The following is a 15,777-nucleotide window of genomic DNA, read 5'->3' on the forward strand; positions in this document are numbered from 1 at the left end:
GTCATCGCTGGTTCTCCAGGGTGCTCAGGAGCCGGGGTGCGTGGACGCGGGTGGCGGGGCGGCGCAGGCAGCGGCGGGCGGCCGGGGTGCCGGGCAGGGGCGGGGCGAGCAGGGCCAGCGCGAAGGCGACCAGGGTGAGCGTGGGCATCCAGTAGAAGAAGAGCGGCGCGAGCGGCCCGGTCAGCCGCAGCAGGCTGCCGAACCCGAAGCCCGTGCACGCGAAGACCATCACCAGCGCCCGCCCCGCCATCTCCAGCAGCCAGTTCGCCCGCGCCCGCTCCGGTGTGATCCCGCGCTCCAGCCACAGCCGGAGCCGGTCGAAGGACCAGGCCGTCGCCCACCCCATGAGCGGTCGGAACAGCAGCCGGTCGGCGCACGTGCCGAAGGCGCCCCAGCGGGGCCGGTAGTCGTAGCCGGTCAGGAAGCGGACTCCGTCGCCGTCCGGGACGTAGCGCCAGTAGCCGCTGCCCTCGGCGAGGAGGGACAGCGGGTGCGGGGAGGAGAAGCGGAGGGCGGAGGTGCGCGTACCGTCGGGCCGCTCCTTCTCGCCGGCGGAGACCCCGGTCCCGGCGACGGTGAGGAAGGGCAGCACGCGCGTGGCGTACCGGAAGCGCTGCGGCTCCCCGTCCGCGCGCGGGAGGTAGTCGATCTCGGTGAAGCGCAGGTCCCAGCGCTGGTGCTCGGACGGCTGCTGTGTGCGGGACCACACGTCGTCGAGATCGGCGCGGATGTGCGCCTCTATGTAGAGGCTGTTGTGACCCATCTGATTCCCCCAGGTCAGCCCATCGTTTGAGCGACTGCTCAAACTCTCAGCTCCAGAAAGTACACCTCTTTGAGCGATCGCTCAAACACACGGCACGAGAAAACCCCGGCCCGCGCGGGCCGGGGTTCACCGGAATACGGAACGGCGCGTCTACTCGGCGAGGTGCCGCTCGACCGTCTCCACCTTGGAGGTCAGTCCGTCGGTGACGCCGGGACGGATGTCCGCCTTGAGGACCAGGGACACACGCGGCGCGCGGGCCTCGACGGCGGCGACGGCACGCTTCACCACGTCCATCACCTCGTCCCACTCCCCCTCGATCGAGGTGAACATCGCGTCGGTGCGGTTCGGCAGACCGGACTCGCGCACGACCCGGACGGCGTCGGCGACGTACTCCCCCACGTCCTCGCCGACCCCCAGCGGCGTCACGGAGAAGGCGACGATCACGAGGTCTTCACCGCCTGCTCCTGACGCGCGCGGGAGGCGATGACCGCGTCCTCGGCCTCGCGCCGGAGCTTGCGCTCCGCGAAGAAGCCGCCGGTGGGCAGGACCGAGAGGACGAAGTAGAGGGCGGCGGTGCCGAGGGGCCACTTCGCGCGGTTCCAGGCGTCCGCCCAGAAGACCACGTACAGGACGAAGAGAACGCCGTGCACCATGCCCATGACCGGGACCGCGTTGAAGTCGGTGGTCCGCTTCAGCACCGAGCAGACGAGCAGAAGCAGGAAGGACACCGCCTCCGGGGCGGAGACGAGGCGGAGGCGGCGGAGGGCGCTGGCGGTCTTGATGTCCACGGGTCACCTTCGGTGGGAGTTGCGTCGAGAGGGGGCCTGCCGGTTTGTGAACACATGCACAAACGTTCGTCCATTGTGGCAAACGGCTGAGCGGAGGCAGGCTCGGGGGGTCCGCGGAGACACTGAGGAGTGGGTGTGCGGTTCGTCTTCTTCATGACCCTGCCGGGCCTTGTGGTGCTGCTCACCGTGCCGGCCTTAGTCGACCAGCTGTTGCTGCGGGCCGGCCGGTCGGGGGCGCCGCCCTGGCGGAACGCGGGGCGGATCCGCGTTCGGGGTGCGCGCGGCTGATCCCCCTAGGGGCCCGATCAGGGTCCGTCTCCACCCACGGGCCCTGTCGGCAATGCCTTGCCGCGGGCTACCTTCGCAGCGTGGCGATGTTCCGACTTCAAGGCAGCAAGGTGCTCGCCGTCGAGATGACCGGGGACGCCGTGAAGGCGAAGAACGGCTCGATGGTCGCGTACGACGGACAGATGGCGTTCAAGAAGCTCAGCGGTGGCGGTGAGGGCATCCGGGGGATGGTGACCCGGCGGATCACCGGTGAGCAGATGACGGTGATGGAGGTGAGGGGGCAGGGGACCTGCTGGTTCGCCGACCGCGCCTCCGAGATCAATCTCGTCGCGCTCCAGGGGGACACGTTGTACGTCGAGTCCAGCAACCTGCTGGCGACCGACAGCGGCCTGCGGACGGGGACCAGCTTCACCGGGCTGCGCGGCGCCTCGCAGGGCAACGGACTGTTCACGACGACGGTCGAGGGCCACGGCCAGGCCGCGATCACCTCGGACGGACCGGCCGTGGTGCTGCGGGTCAGCCCGCAGTTCCCGCTGAGCGTCGACCCGGGGGCGTACATCGCGCACCAGGGCAATCTGCGGCAGTCCTTCCAGTCGGGTGTGACGTTCCGCACGCTCATGGGCGAGGGCGGCGGCGAGGCCTTCCAGATCCGCTTCGAGGGGGACGGCCTGGTGTACGTCCAGCCCAGCGAGCGCAACACGATCGCGGGGGATGTGTGACGTGGGTTTCCGTGAACTCAACTCCAAGATGGTCGAGGCGACCGTCACGCCCGGGCAGCGGCTGTTCAGTCAGCGCGGGGCGATGCTCGCCTACCGGGGAGAGGTGTCCTTCACCCCCAACATGAGCGGCGGCCAGGGCGGGCTGATGTCGATGATCGGACGCCGGGTGGCCAACGAGGCGACACCGCTGATGACCGTCGAGGGCAGCGGCACCGTCCTGTTCGGGCACGGCGGCCATCACGTCCAGGTGATCAACCTCTCCGGCGACACCCTCTACGTGGAGGCCGACCGCCTCCTCGCCTTCGAGGGCACCCTGGAGCAGGGCACGATGTTCATGGGCTCCCAGGGCGGCGTCATGGGCATGGTCCGCGGCCAGGTCACCGGCCAGGGCCTGTTCACCACGACCCTCAAGGGCCGTGGCGCGGTGGCCGTGATGGCGCACGGCGGGGTCATCGAGCTGCCCATCACCCCGCAGCGCCCGGTCCACGTCGACCCGCAGGCGTACGTCGCCCACCACGGCGACGTGCGCAACAAGCTGTCGACCGCGCTCGGCTGGCGCGACATGGTGGGCCGCGGCTCCGGCGAGGCCTTCCAGCTGGAGCTCAGCGGCAGCGGCACGGTGTACGTCCAGGCCTCGGAGGAGAAGCTGTGAGCACCTACCCGGGCGCGGGCCCGACCGTGCACGACCCGATGACGCTGCCCTCCGACGACAACGTCAACAACTACACCTTCTGCGTGGAGCTCAAGGGGAGCCAGTGGTTCCTGCAGAAGGGGAAGATGATCGCCTACTACGGCTCGATCGACTTCAACGGCATCGGGCACGGCCGACTCGACCGACTTGTCCGTACGTCCTTCCATTCGCCTCTGCACGCGAGCGACTGGGTCGTGGCGGAGGGCTCCGGCAAGATGCTCCTCGCCGACCGGGCCTTCGACGTCAATTCGTACGACCTCGAGGACGGCAACCTGACCATTCGCTCGGGCAACCTGCTCGCTTTTCAGCCAAGTCTCGCGCTCAAGCAATCGATCGTGCCGGGTTTTCTGACCCTGATCGGAACCGGAAAGTTCGTGGCCGCATCTAACGGTCCGGTGGTGTTCATGGAACCGCCGATCCGGGTGGACCCTCAGGCGCTTGTCGGCTGGGCCGACTGCCCGTCGCCGTGCCACCACTACGACCATGGCTACATGACCGGCCTGATGGGCGGTCTACGTGCGATGACGGGCCTCGGAGGGGCCTCCGGGGAGGAGCATCAGTTCGAGTTCGTGGGGGCCGGCACCGTGCTGCTCCAGTCGTCCGAGACGCTGATGGCGGAGCAGGCGGCGGGAGCCGTCCCCCAGCAGGCCGGAGTGCCCGGTTCCGGAGTGCCCTCCACAGGCCCTTCACAGCAATCAGGCGTACCGCGCCTTCCCGGACAGCTGGGAGACCTCCAGCGTCGCTTCGGGCTGTGAGCGGTAGTCTGCGGAGTGTGACGTCGAACGTGTGCGCGCCGTCACGATCAGACCCTCACTAGTTCGCCTTTCAACTTCTTAGGTAGACTTCATTCATGGAGACCGAGACGGCCACGCGCTGGCTGACCGATGCGGAGCAGTGCGCCTGGCGCACCCACCTGGAGGTCAACAGGCTGTTGACGTACCAACTCGAGAAGGACCTCCAGCCCTTCGGGCTGACGATGAACGACTACGAGATCCTGGTGAACCTCTCCGAGTCGGAGGATGTCCGGATGCGGATGAGCGATCTCGCGTCCGCCACCCTCCAGTCCAAGAGTCGCCTCTCGCACCAGATCACCCGCATGGAGAACGCGGACCTGGTGCGCCGCGAGAACTGCGAGTCGGACCGCCGCGGCCTGTACGCGGTCCTGACCGAGCACGGCATGGAGACGATGAAGAAGGTCGCGCCCCATCATGTGGCGTCTGTGCGGCGGCACTTCATCGACCTGGTCTCCCCCGAGGCGCTGGCCGAGCTCGACAAGTCCCTGAAGCCCATCGCGGAGCACCTGCGGGGGCAGCGCGGGCGTCCGTGACGCGAGCGCTCAGGCGAGCGGCAGGCGGAGTTCGAACAGGGCGCCGCCCGCCGGTGCCTCGCGGACGGTGAGGGTACCGCCGTGGCGTGCGGCGATGTCCCGGGCGATGGCGAGACCGAGCCCGGCACCGCCGTCGTCACGACTGCGGGCCTCGTCGAGCCGTACGAACCGCTCGAAGATCCGCTCCCGGTCGGCCGCCGCCACCCCGTCGCCGTCGTCGGCGACCTCGGCCACGGCCCAGGCCCCCTCCCGGCGCACGGTCAGGGTGACCGCCGTACGGGCATGCCGCCGGGCGTTGTCGAGCAGATTGCCCAGCACCCGTTCCAACTGCCCCCGGGAGCCGGTCACTTCGACGGCCTCCGCCGTGACGCTCACCCCGTCCCGGCCCTGCGCCTCCCGTCGCGCCACCGCACCGAGGTCGAGACGCCTGTCCCCAGGCCCCTCCCCCGCGTCCAGCCGGGCGAGCAGCAACAGATCGGCGGCGAGCCGCTGGAGTCGTACGGTGTCCTCGACGGCACCGTCGAGGTCCAGCAACTCCGGGTGTGCGGCGGCCACTTCGAGCTGGGTGCGCAGGGAGGCGATCGGGCTGCGCAGCTCATGGGAGGCGTCGGCGACGAAGCGGCGCTGCCGCTCCACCGAACTCTCCAGCGCGGCGAGCGTCTCGTTGGTGGTGCGGGCGAGGCGGGCGACCTCGTCGTGGGTGACGGGTTCCGGGACACGCCGGGCGAGGTCCTCGGAGGCGGTGATCGCGGCCATCTCGCGCCGGATGTCCTCCACCGGGCGCAGGGCCCGCCGGGTGACCAGCCAGGTCACCGCCGCCACGACCCCCAGCAGCAGGGGGAAGCCGGTCAGCATGCCGGTCGTCGTGGTGTGCACGGCACTCTGCTCGGCGTCCAGGGACGCGCCCGCGTGGACGGTGAGCGGGCCCCGGTCGTCCGTCTCGACGCGGACGGTGGCGAAGCGGTACTCGTCGTCCTTCCCGTCGACGGTCGCGGAGCCGTCGGAGAAGCCGGTGTCCTCGTCGATCTCACCGGGTTCGAGCGAGGTGTCGTCGTCGTCCGCGTCCTCCTCGCCGGACTTCCCTGCCCCTGCGCCCTGCTGACGGGGCGTCACCGCAGCGGTGCCCGTGCCGCTGATCCGCTCCAGGTCGTCGCTCGCCGCGACGAGCGTGCCGTGCGCGTCGACCACCTGGACCGGGCGGTCGTCGTCCATCTCCAGCTGGTCGTAGGGCGTCCCGGCGGCGATCTGAGAGGCGACGTTGCGTGCCGTGCGCTCCGCCTTGGTGTCGGCCTGGTCCGTCAGGCTGGCCCGCAGGGAGAGCAGGACGGCGGTGCCGGCGGCGACCAGCGCCACGGCCACGACCAGGGTCGCACCGAGCGTGGCCCGCGCCCGCACGGACCCGAACAGACGCCTCACCGCTCCTCCGTCTCCAGCCGGTACCCGGCGCCGCGCACCGTGCGGATGAGCCCGGCGCGCAGCTTGCGCCGCAGGGCGCTGACGTAGACCTCGACGATGTTGGGGTCGCCGTCGTAGGCGAAGTCCCAGACGTGCTCCAGGATCTGCGCCTTGGAGACCACCTCGCCCGCGCGCGCGACGAGTTGCTCCAGGACCGCGAACTCCTTGGCGGTGAGCGTCACTTCGTCCCCGCCGAGGAAGACCCGGCGGGCCGCGGTGTCGACCTTGAGATCACCGTGCACGAGAACCGGCGACGCCCCGGCCCCGTTCCGCCCCCGGCGGCGCAGCAGCGCCTTGACGCGGGCGACGAGCACGACGTACGAGAACGGCTTGGTGAGGTAGTCGTCGGCGCCGGTGTCCAGCCCCTCCGCCTCGTCGTACTCGCCGTCCTTCGCGGTGAGCATCAGGATCGGCACGTCGTGGCCGCCGGCGCGCAGGGCGGCGCAGACCCGGTAGCCGTTGAGGCCGGGCAGCATGATGTCGAGGATGACGAGGTCGTACGACCCCTCGCCGGCCCGGTGCAGGCCCTCCCGGCCGTCGTGGACGACGTCGACGGCGTACCCCTCGGCGGTCAGGCCCTTGGCGAGCGACAGGGCCAGCCGCTTTTCGTCCTCCACGATCAGCAGGCGCATGGGTACAGGTTCGCAAAGCCAAGCTGAAGATCCCTTCAGGCGGCTTCAGGTTCCCCTCAGCGTCGGTCGGCGAGGGTGGTTCATGTCGAAAGCGAACCGAAGCACGACGGACCTGGAGGAACTCGCATGAAGCGCAACATCGTGATCGCCGCCCTCACCGCGACCGCTCTGATCGGGGGCGGTACGGCCACGGCTCTCGCGGTGTCCTCGTCCGACGACGGCGCGTCGAAGCAGGCGAACGTGCGGGTGACGGACGACGACCGCGACGACGAGCGCACCGACGACCACGACGACGCGACGGCGACCGCGGTCGCCGGGAGGAGCGGTGTGACGGCCGCCGACGCCATCGCCGCGGCACTGGAGCAGACGCCGGGCACCGCCGCCTCCGTGGACCTGGAGGACGACGGTGCGGGCGTGTGGGAGGTCGACGTGATCAAGGGCGACGGCACCGAGTGGACCGTGTCGGTCTCCCCGGACACCGGAAAGGTCACCGGCGCGCACCAGGACACCGACGACGACCGCGACGACGCCGAGGACCGTGCCGAGCTCGCCGCACTGAAGGGTGCGGGGACCGACGCCCGCGAGGCCGCGCTGGCGGCCGCCGCCAAGGGGACGGTCACCGAGGTGGGCCTCGACGACGATGACGACAGCCGGAGCGTGGTGTGGAGCGTGGACACCACGAAGGGCGAGTGGAACGTCGACCTCACCACGGGCGAGCTGACGGCGGACCGGGACTAGCCGGCCTGTCCGGCGCCGGCCGGGGCGGCGGGCGCGAGACCCCTCAGCCCCGCCACCCCCGCCGCCACCAGCGCCACACTCCCGGCCACCACGAAGCACACCGCCGACGGAAGCCGCTCCACCAGCAGCCCCGCCGTCGCCGCCCCCGTCGAACTCCCGGCGTTCACCGCGGTGTTGACCCACGTCCCGGCCTGCGTACGGAACCCCTCCGGAGCGGCCTCGTCGGCGATCAGGTACGCCGTCGTCAACGCCGGCGCGACGAAGAACCCGGCGCAGGCGGCGGCGATCGCGAGGACCCCGACCCCAGGAGCCAGTCCCGCCAGCCCCAGGGTCACCCCCAACCCCGCGGCGAGCAGCGGAAGTCGGACCCGTGCGGTCACCCGCCAGTCGACGGCGCCGTTCAGCAGACCCCCCACCGCGCTGCCCGCCGACAGCGCCGCCAGCACCCAGGCGACGGTCTCGTCCCCCCGCCCGTGTTCCGCGGCGAAGGCGACCACCAGCAGGTCCACGGCGCTCAGCGCGAGCCCCATGCCGGCCGCGACCACCACCGGCTGCGCCAGCCCCCGCCCCCGCAGCGAACCCCCGCCGCCTTCCCGCGACTCGGGCCGCCCCGCAGGCCGTACCAGCGCCACCGCCGGCGAGGACACGAAGACCAGCGTGCCCACCGCCATCAGCAGCGCGCCCAGCAGCACACCGACCGCCGCCGACGCGACGCCGATCACCGCGCCGACCAGCAACGGGCCGCTGACGTACAGAAGTTCCTCGGCGACCCCGTCCAGGCTGTACGCGCGCTGCAACAGCCGCCGGTCGCCCACGAGTTCGCCCCACACCGAGCGCATCGTGGGGCCCAGCGGCGGCGCGCAGGCGCCCGCGACGGCGGCCAGGGCGCCGAGTACCACCGCGGACGCACCCGGCCGCCAGCTCACCGCGGCGAGGGCGCAGAGCAGGCCGGAGTGGAGCAGGGACATCGGGATCAGGGCCCGCCGGGGGCCGTGGCGGTCGACGAGTGCCGCGCGGTAGGGCGCCAGGACGACGACCGTGGCGCCGAACAGCGCCATGACGACACCGGCCACGGCGTACGACCCGGTCGTCCGGGTCACCGCCAGCATCACGGCGAGCGGGGCCACGCCGTACGACAGCCGGCCGACGAGGGCCGCGGCGAAGGTGCGGCGGGCACGGGGAACGGAGAGCACGGCGGCATACGAGGGCCGCCGCGTGGAGGACGCGGACATGAGGGAGGTTCCTCTGCGGGAGGCATGAGCAAGGGACGCCGAAGTGCCACGACGGCTGTGATCAGCGGATCGCAGGCACGGGCGCGCTCTATGCCAAGAGGAGGAACATGCGGATCAACGTACCAACATCGTCCGGCGGTTGACCAGGGTCAGCCCTCCGTCAGCCCTCCGTCAGCCCCGCCACCAGCTCGTCGGCCGCGCGGTACGGGTCCAGTTCGCCCGCCACGATGCGTTCCGCCAGGGCGCCCAGGCGGCGGTCTCCGTGCAGGTCGCCGATGCGTTCGCGCAGGGCCGTGACCGCGATGGTCTCCACCTCGCGGGCGGCGCGGGCCTGGCGGCGCTCGGCCAGGACACCGCGCTCCTCCATCCACGCGCGGTGCTTCTCCAGGGCTTCGACGACCTCGTCGACGCCCTCGGCGCGGGCCGCGACCGTCTTGACGATCGGGGGACGCCAGTCGCCGGGACCGCGGGACTCGCCGAGGCCCAGCATGTGGTTGAGCTCGCGGGCGGTGGCGTCGGCGCCGTCGCGGTCGGCCTTGTTGACGACGTACACGTCACCGATCTCCAGAATTCCGGCCTTGGCCGCCTGGATGCCGTCGCCCATGCCGGGGGCGAGGAGGACCACGCTGGTGTCGGCCTGGGAGGCGATCTCCACCTCGGACTGGCCGACGCCGACCGTCTCGACCAGGATCACGTCGCAGCCCGCCGCGTCCAGCACCCGGATCGCCTGCGGGGCGGCCCACGCCAGTCCCCCGAGATGCCCACGGGTCGCCATCGAGCGGATGTAGACACCGGGGTCGGAGGCGTGGTCCGACATCCGCACCCGGTCGCCGAGCAGTGCGCCGCCGGAGAACGGCGAGGACGGGTCGACGGCCAGGACGCCGACCCGCCTGCCCTGCTTGCGGTAGGCGGTCACCAGGGCGGACGTCGACGTGGACTTGCCGACACCCGGCGAACCGGTCAGGCCCACCACGTACGCGTTGCCGGTCAGCGGGGCCAGCGCCGCCATGACCTCACGGAGCTGCGGGGACGCCCCCTCCACGAGGGAGATCAGCCGGGCCACGGCCCGCGGCCGGCCTTCCCTGGCCTGGGCCACCAGGGTGGAGACGTCCTGCATCACAGCTCCGTTCACAAAGAGGTCCTACCGAGGTCCTGCAGAGGTCCTGAAAGGAGAACTCAGGCCTTGGGTACCCGCACGATCAGCGCGTCACCCTGACCGCCGCCACCGCACAGCGCCGCCGCGCCGACCCCGCCGCCGCGCCGCTTCAGCTCCAGCGCCAGGTGGAGGACCAGCCGGGCGCCGGACATGCCGATCGGGTGGCCGAGGGCGATGGCTCCGCCGTTGACGTTCACCGTTTCGGTGGACACGCCCAGATCCTTCATTGACTGGACCGCGACGGCGGCGAAGGCCTCGTTGATCTCGATCAGGTCGAGGTCGGAGACCTCCAGGCCCTCCTTCTTCAGGGCGTTCAGGATCGCGTTGGAGGGCTGCGACTGGAGGGAGTTGTCCGGACCGGCCACGTTGCCGTGGGCGCCGATCTCCGCGATCCACTCCAGGCCCAGCTCCTGCGCCTTGGCCTTGCTCATCACGACCACGGCCGCCGCACCGTCCGAGATCTGCGAGGAGGTGCCGGCCGTGATGGTGCCGTCGCGGGTGAACGCCGGGCGGAGCTTGCCGAGGGACTCCACCGTGGTGTCGCCGCGGATGCCCTCGTCCTTGCTGAAGACGACCGGCTCGCCTTTGCGCTGCGGGATCTCCACCGGGGTGATCTCGGCCTCGAAGACGCCGTTCTTCTGCGCGGCGGCTGCCCGCTGGTGGGAGAGAGCGGCGATCTCGTCCTGCTCGGGGCGCTGGATGCCGAGGCGGGTGTTGTGCTTCTCCGTGGACTCGCCCATGGCGATGCCCTCGAAGGAGTCGGTCAGCCCGTCGTACGCCATGGCGTCGAGCATCTCGATGGCGCCGTACTTGTAGCCCTCACGGGACTTGGGCAGCAGGTGCGGGGCGTTGGTCATGGACTCCTGGCCGCCCGCGACGATCACGTCGAACTCGCCGGCGCGGATCAGCTGGTCGGCCAGCGCGATGGCGTCGAGGCCGGACAGGCACACCTTGTTGATGGTGAGCGCCGGGACGCTCATGGGGATGCCGCCCTTGACGGCGGCCTGACGGGCCGGGATCTGACCGGCGCCGGCCTGGAGGACCTGGCCCATGATCACGTACTGGACCTGGTCGCCACCGATCCCCGCACGGTCGAGGGCGGCCTTGATCGCGAAGCCGCCGAGGTCGGCCCCGGAGAAGGACTTCAGCGAACCGAGCAACCGTCCCATGGGCGTACGAGCGCCCGCGACGATCACAGAAGTAGTTCCGGAAGACATGAGGTGCGATCCCCTTCCAGCTGGACAGCCGAGGAGTGAACGAGGGTTTACTTCGAATGTACTGAGTGGCACTCCGTGCCGTCACCGGCCCGTCAGTGTGATCGCTGGCACGTTGCGTAACCATCTCTCTAGCGCTGCACTGAACACCATGCTGACGCGAATCGACCACATCGGGATCGCCTGTTTCGACCTCGACAAGACTGTCGAGTTCTACAGGGCCACCTACGGCTTCGAGGTCTTCCACTCCGAGGTCAACGAGGAGCAGGGCGTCCGCGAGGCCATGCTCAAGATCAACGAAACCTCCGACGGCGGCGCCTCCTACCTGCAGCTTCTGGAGCCGACCCGCCCCGACTCGACCGTCGCCAAGTGGCTCGACAAGAACGGCGAGGGCGTCCACCACATCGCTTTCGGCACGGCGGACGTGGACGCGGACGCCGCGGACATCAAGAGCAAGGGCGTACGCGTTCTGTACGAGGAGCCGCGACGCGGCTCCATGGGGTCACGAATCACCTTCCTGCACCCCAAGGATTGCCATGGCGTACTGACAGAACTGGTCACTTCGGCGCCGGTTGAGTCACCTGAGCACTGACCCTCGTACATATGGGCCGGTAGGGTTGGGGGCGGTCGCCCCGACAACAGGGGTGGCCGCATGCCGGGGTCCGGGTTTCGGGGGGCGAGCGTCGGGGCAGCAGCCCAGGCTCTGCCGTTGATCTGACACCATTCCCCGGGGGCCTCGTTCGGCGGACGGACGGAGCTCGTTTGGCCAGACTTGCGACCAGGGGACGGATGGGACCGCGCAGTGCGGGGCTACGAACGCCAGGAGCGAGAGCCGGCGGCTGACGTCGACCACCTCTCTCGGTTCGAGGCCGAGATGGATCGGCTGAAGACCGAGCGGGAAAAGGCGATCCAGCACGCCGAGGACCTCGGCTACCAGGTCGAGGTGCTGCGCGCCAAGCTGCACGAGGCGCGCCGCACCATCATGTCCCGGCCCGAGTTCTCGGGCGGCGACATCGGCTACCAGGCCGAACAGCTGCTCCGTAACGCCCAGATGCAGGCCGACCAGCTGCGTCAGGACGCCGAGCGCGAGCTGAGCCAGGCGCGGGCGCAGACCCAGCGCATCCTCCAGGAGCACGCCGAGAACGCGGCGCGGCTCCAGGCGGAGCTGCACCAGGAGGCGGTCACCCGTCGCCAGCAGCTGGACCAGGAGCTCGCCGAGCGCCGCCAGACCGTCGAGTCGCACGTCAACGAGAACGTGGCGTGGGCCGAGCAGCTGCGCGCCCGCAGCGAGCAGCAGGCCCGCCGGCTCCTGGAGGAGTCCCGCGCCGAGGCCGAGCAGGCCATGGCGGCCGCCCGCGCGGAGGCCGAGCGGCTCACCGCCGAGGCCCGCCAGCGGCTGACCAGTGAGGCCGAGTCGGCCCGCGCGGAGGCCGAGCAGCTGCTGCGCCGGGCCCGCGCGGACGCCGAGCGGCTGCTGAACGCGGCGTCCACCCAGGCCCAGGAGGCCACCGACCACGCCGAGCAGCTGCGCAGCTCCACGGCGACCGAGTCGGACGCCGCCCGCCGCCAGGCCAGCGAGCTCAGTCGGGCCGCCGAGCAGCGGATGACCGAGGCCGAGGAGGCACTGCGCAAGGCGCAGACCGAGGCCGAGAAGCTCGTCACCGAGGCCAAGGCGGCCGCCGAGAAGGCCCTGTCGAGCGCCGAGTCGGCCAACGAACAGCGGGTCCGTACGGCGAAGGAGCAGGTCGCCCGGCTGGTCAGCGAGGCCACCCAGGAGGCCGAGACCACCAAGGCGGACGCCGAGCAGATCGTCGCGGACGCCCGCGCGGAGGCCGAGAAGATCGTCGCCGAGGCCGCCGAGAAGGCCCGCACGATCACCGCCGAGGAGACCGCGTCCCAGCTCGGCAAGGCTGCCAAGACCGCCGAGGACGTCCTCAACAAGGCGTCCGAGGACGCCCGCAACACCACCAAGGCCGCCGCCGAGGAGGCCGAGCGGATCCGTTCCGAGGCCGAGGCCGAGGCGGACCGGCTGCGCGCCGAGGCGCACGACCTGGCCGAGCAGCTCAAGGGCGCGGCCAAGGACGACACCAAGGAGTACCGCGCCAAGACGGTCGAGCTCCAGGAGGAGGCCCGGCGGCTGCGCGGCGAGGCCGAGCAGCTGCGCGCCGACGCGGTCGCCGAGGGCGAGAAGATCCGCGCGGAGGCCCGCAAGGAGGCCGTCCAGCAGATCGAGGAGGCGGCCAAGACCGCCGAGGAGCTGCTGGCCAAGGCCAAGGCGGACGCCGACGAGCTGCGCCAGACGGCGACGGCGGACAGCGAGAAGGTCCGCACCGAGGCCATCGAGCGGGCGACGACGCTGCGCCGGCAGGCCGAGGAGACCCTCCAGCGCACCCGGCAGGAGGCCGAGCGCCACCGCGAAGAGGTCATCGAGCAGTCCGAGGGCATCAAGAACGACGCCGAGCAGGCCGCGCGCGAGCTGCGCGAGGAGACCGAGCGCGCCATAGAGACCCGTCGCGCCGAGGCCGCCGAGGAGCTGAGCCGGCTCCAGGGCGAGGCCGAGGAGCGGCTCGCCGCCGCCGAGCAGGCGCTGACCGAGGCCCGCGCGGAGGCAGCGCGGATCCGCCGCGAGGCCGCCGAGGAGAGCGACCGGCTGCGCGCCGAGGCCGCCGACCGCATCCGCACGCTTCAGCAGCAGGCGGAGGCGGAGGCCGAACGGCTGCGCACCGAGGCCGCGTCCGACGCGTCCGCGTCCCGGGCCGAGGGCGAGGCCGTCGCCGTACGGCTGCGTTCGGAGGCCGCGGCCGAGGCCGAGCGGCTGAAGTCGGAGGCCCAGGACACCGCCGACCGGGTCCGCGCGGAGGCGCAGGCCGCCGCCGAGCGGCTGGCCGCGGAGGCGTCGGAGACGCTCGCCGCCGCCCAGGAGGAGGCCGTACGGCGGCGTCGCGAGGCCGAGGAGACCCTCGGCGCGGCCCGTACCGAGGCCGACCAGGAGCGGGAGCGGGCCCGCGAGCAGAGCGAGGAGCTGCTGGCCTCGGCGCGCAACCGGGTCGAGGAGGCGCAGGCCGAGGCGGTGCGGCTGGTCGAGGAGGCCGACCGGCGGGCCACCGAGATGGTGTCCGCCGCCGAGCAGCACGCCCAGCAGGTGCGGGACTCCGTCGCCGGGCTGCACGAGCAGGCCCAGGAGGAGATCGCCGGGCTGCGCAGTGCCGCCGAGCACGCGGCGGACCGTACTCGGCGGGAGGCCGAGGAGGAGGCGGACCGGGTCCGCGCCGACGCCTACGCCGAGCGGGAGCGGGCCAGCGAGGACGCGGGCCGCGTCCGGCGCGAGGCGAACGAGGAGTCGGAGGCCGCCAAGGCGCTCGCCGAGCGCACCATGGCGGACGCGATGGCCGAGTCCGAGCGGGTGCGCACGGACGCGTCCGAGTACGCCCAGCGGGTGCGCACGGAGGCCTCCGACGCGCTCGCCGAGGCCGACCAGGCCGCCGCCCGGACCCGGGCGGACGCCCGTGAGGACGCCAACCGCATCCGTTCGGACGCGGCCTCGCAGGCCGACACCCTCATCACCGAGGCGCGCAACGAGGCCGAGCGGCTCACCACGGACACCATCCGGGACACCGACCAGCTCCGTCAGGACACGGTCGCCGACGCGGAGCGGCTGCGTCAGGAGACCGCCGCCGAGGCCGAGCGGGTCCGCATCGAGGCCGTCGCCAAGGCCGAGCGGCTCATCGCGGACGCCACCGGTGACGCGGAGCGGCTGCGCGCCGAGGCCGCCGAGACGGTCGGTTCCGCCCAGCAGCACGCCGAGCGCATCCGCACCGAGGCCGAGCGCGTCAAGGCCGACGCCCGGGCCGAGGCGGAGCGCACGGTCGGCGCCGCGCGCGAGGAGGCCGAGCGCACCCTCGACGAGGCCCGCAAGGACGCCGCCAAGCGGCGCCAGGACGTGGCCGAGCAGGTGGACACGCTCATCACGGAGACCACCGCCGAGGCCGACAAGCTGCTCAACGAGGCGCAGACGCAGGCGCACAAGACCACCGCGGACGCGGAGGCGCAGGCCGACACCATGGTCGGCGCGGCCCGCAAGGAGGCCGACCGGCTGGTCGCCGAGGCGACGGTCGAGGGCAACTCCCTGGTGGAGAAGGCCCGTACGGACGCGGACGAGCTGCTCGTCGGGGCGCGCCGGGACGCCACCGCCATAAGGGAGCGCGCCGAGGAGCTGCGCGACCGCATCACGACCGAGATCGAGAACCTGCACGAGCGGGCCCGCCGCGAGGCCGCCGAGACAATGAAGTCGACCGGCGACCGCTGCGACGCGCTCATCAAGGCGTCCGAGGAGCAGTTGGCGAAGGCGCAGGCCAAGGCCAAGGAGCTGGTCTCGGAGGCCAATTCGGAGGCGGGCAAGGTCCGGATCGCCGCCGTGAAGAAGGCCGAGCTGCTCCTGAAGGAGGCCGAGCAGAAGAAGTCGGCCCTCGTGAAGGAGGCCGAGGAGCTCAAGGCGGAGGCGATCCGCGAGGCCAAGCGCACGGTGGAGGAAGGAAAGCGCGAGCTGGAGATCCTGGTGCGGCGCCGCGAGGACATCAATGCCGAGATCTCCCGTGTCCAGGACGTCCTGGAGGCGTTGGAATCCTTCGAGGCTCCCGCGGGGGGCAAGGACGGCGGCGTCAAGGCGGGCGTCTCGGTCGGTGCCCCTCGTTCGGGTAAGCCTTCGGACAGTTAACCGACAGGTTCCGGCTGGTCACAACCAGTCGAACTGCGGTGCCGTCTGGGGCCTTTGACC

At 71.7% G+C, this 15,777-nt stretch carries 16 protein-coding genes; 8 read left to right on the top strand and 8 right to left on the bottom strand.

Going from position 1 to position 15,777, the window contains the following annotated elements; translation table 11 throughout:
- Position 1: 1 nt before the first annotated feature.
- From DI272_RS15985 to DI272_RS15995, 3 genes are all read right to left on the bottom strand, one after another.
- Positions 2-763: a hypothetical protein gene (locus DI272_RS15985; RefSeq protein WP_109496023.1), complete on the bottom strand. Its 762-nt coding sequence runs from the start codon at positions 761-763 to the stop codon at positions 2-4.
- 150 nt (positions 764-913) lie between these two features.
- On the bottom strand, positions 914-1,207 hold the full coding sequence (locus tag DI272_RS15990; protein ID WP_109496024.1) for an MTH1187 family thiamine-binding protein: 294 nt from the start codon (positions 1,205-1,207) through the stop codon (positions 914-916).
- Positions 1,204-1,551 (bottom strand): DUF3817 domain-containing protein, encoded by a 348-nt coding sequence (locus DI272_RS15995; RefSeq protein ID WP_109496025.1) that lies wholly within the window; start codon positions 1,549-1,551, stop codon positions 1,204-1,206. The genes DI272_RS15990 and DI272_RS15995 overlap by 4 nt, the downstream gene beginning before the upstream one ends.
- Positions 1,552-1,686: 135 nt before the next feature.
- Here DI272_RS15995 and DI272_RS44515 point away from each other — a divergent pair, with 135 nt between their 5' ends.
- From DI272_RS44515 to DI272_RS16015, 5 genes are all read left to right on the top strand, one after another.
- Positions 1,687-1,839: a hypothetical protein gene (locus DI272_RS44515; protein WP_181387585.1), complete on the top strand. Its 153-nt coding sequence runs from the start codon at positions 1,687-1,689 to the stop codon at positions 1,837-1,839.
- Positions 1,840-1,925: 86 nt separating this feature from the next.
- Positions 1,926-2,558, top strand: coding sequence for an AIM24 family protein (locus DI272_RS16000; protein WP_109496026.1), 633 nt, complete (start codon positions 1,926-1,928; stop codon positions 2,556-2,558).
- 1 nt (position 2,559) lies between these two features.
- Positions 2,560-3,210, top strand: coding sequence for an AIM24 family protein (locus DI272_RS16005; protein WP_109496027.1), 651 nt, complete (start codon positions 2,560-2,562; stop codon positions 3,208-3,210).
- Positions 3,207-4,004 carry an AIM24 family protein gene (locus tag DI272_RS16010; protein ID WP_109496028.1) on the top strand — a complete coding sequence of 266 codons (798 nt, stop codon included), beginning with the start codon at positions 3,207-3,209 and terminating at the stop codon, positions 4,002-4,004. The genes DI272_RS16005 and DI272_RS16010 overlap by 4 nt, the downstream gene beginning before the upstream one ends.
- A gap of 95 nt (positions 4,005-4,099) precedes the next feature.
- Positions 4,100-4,576 carry a MarR family winged helix-turn-helix transcriptional regulator gene (locus DI272_RS16015; RefSeq protein ID WP_059192295.1) on the top strand — a complete coding sequence of 159 codons (477 nt, stop codon included), beginning with the start codon at positions 4,100-4,102 and terminating at the stop codon, positions 4,574-4,576.
- 9 nt (positions 4,577-4,585) lie between these two features.
- On the opposite strand, the gene DI272_RS16020 is transcribed toward DI272_RS16015, so the two are convergent.
- Both DI272_RS16020 and DI272_RS16025 read right to left on the bottom strand, forming a co-directional pair.
- Positions 4,586-5,992, bottom strand: coding sequence for a HAMP domain-containing sensor histidine kinase (locus tag DI272_RS16020; protein ID WP_109496029.1), 1,407 nt, complete (start codon positions 5,990-5,992; stop codon positions 4,586-4,588).
- Entirely contained in the window at positions 5,989-6,663 is a 675-nt protein-coding gene (locus DI272_RS16025) for a response regulator transcription factor (RefSeq protein ID WP_109496030.1), read from the bottom strand. Before DI272_RS16025 ends, DI272_RS16020 begins: the two co-directional genes overlap by 4 nt.
- Before the next feature lie 126 nt (positions 6,664-6,789).
- Between DI272_RS16025 and DI272_RS16030 the strand changes: the two genes are divergently transcribed.
- Positions 6,790-7,401 carry a PepSY domain-containing protein gene (locus DI272_RS16030; RefSeq protein WP_109496031.1) on the top strand — a complete coding sequence of 204 codons (612 nt, stop codon included), beginning with the start codon at positions 6,790-6,792 and terminating at the stop codon, positions 7,399-7,401.
- Here DI272_RS16030 and DI272_RS16035 read toward each other — a convergent pair.
- From DI272_RS16035 to DI272_RS16045, 3 genes are all read right to left on the bottom strand, one after another.
- Positions 7,398-8,633 carry an MFS transporter gene (locus DI272_RS16035; protein ID WP_109496032.1) on the bottom strand — a complete coding sequence of 412 codons (1,236 nt, stop codon included), beginning with the start codon at positions 8,631-8,633 and terminating at the stop codon, positions 7,398-7,400. The two genes, DI272_RS16030 and DI272_RS16035, sit on opposite strands and share 4 nt — an antisense overlap.
- Before the next feature lie 160 nt (positions 8,634-8,793).
- Positions 8,794-9,750 carry a methylmalonyl Co-A mutase-associated GTPase MeaB gene (gene meaB / locus DI272_RS16040; RefSeq protein WP_079311656.1) on the bottom strand — a complete coding sequence of 319 codons (957 nt, stop codon included), beginning with the start codon at positions 9,748-9,750 and terminating at the stop codon, positions 8,794-8,796.
- Between the two features lie 59 nt (positions 9,751-9,809).
- Positions 9,810-11,006 carry an acetyl-CoA C-acetyltransferase gene (locus DI272_RS16045; protein ID WP_109496033.1) on the bottom strand — a complete coding sequence of 399 codons (1,197 nt, stop codon included), beginning with the start codon at positions 11,004-11,006 and terminating at the stop codon, positions 9,810-9,812.
- 148 nt (positions 11,007-11,154) lie between these two features.
- Here DI272_RS16045 and mce point away from each other — a divergent pair, with 148 nt between their 5' ends.
- Positions 11,155-11,595, top strand: coding sequence for a methylmalonyl-CoA epimerase (gene mce / locus DI272_RS16050; RefSeq protein ID WP_109496034.1), 441 nt, complete (start codon positions 11,155-11,157; stop codon positions 11,593-11,595).
- Positions 11,596-11,805: 210 nt separating this feature from the next.
- Entirely contained in the window at positions 11,806-15,717 is a 3,912-nt protein-coding gene (gene scy, locus DI272_RS16055) for a polarized growth protein Scy (protein ID WP_109496035.1), read from the top strand.
- Positions 15,718-15,777: the final 60 nt, after the last annotated feature.

The sequence above is a fragment of the Streptomyces sp. Act143 genome (assembly GCF_003143935.1).
Classification (GTDB): Bacteria; Actinomycetota; Actinomycetes; order Streptomycetales; family Streptomycetaceae; genus Streptomyces.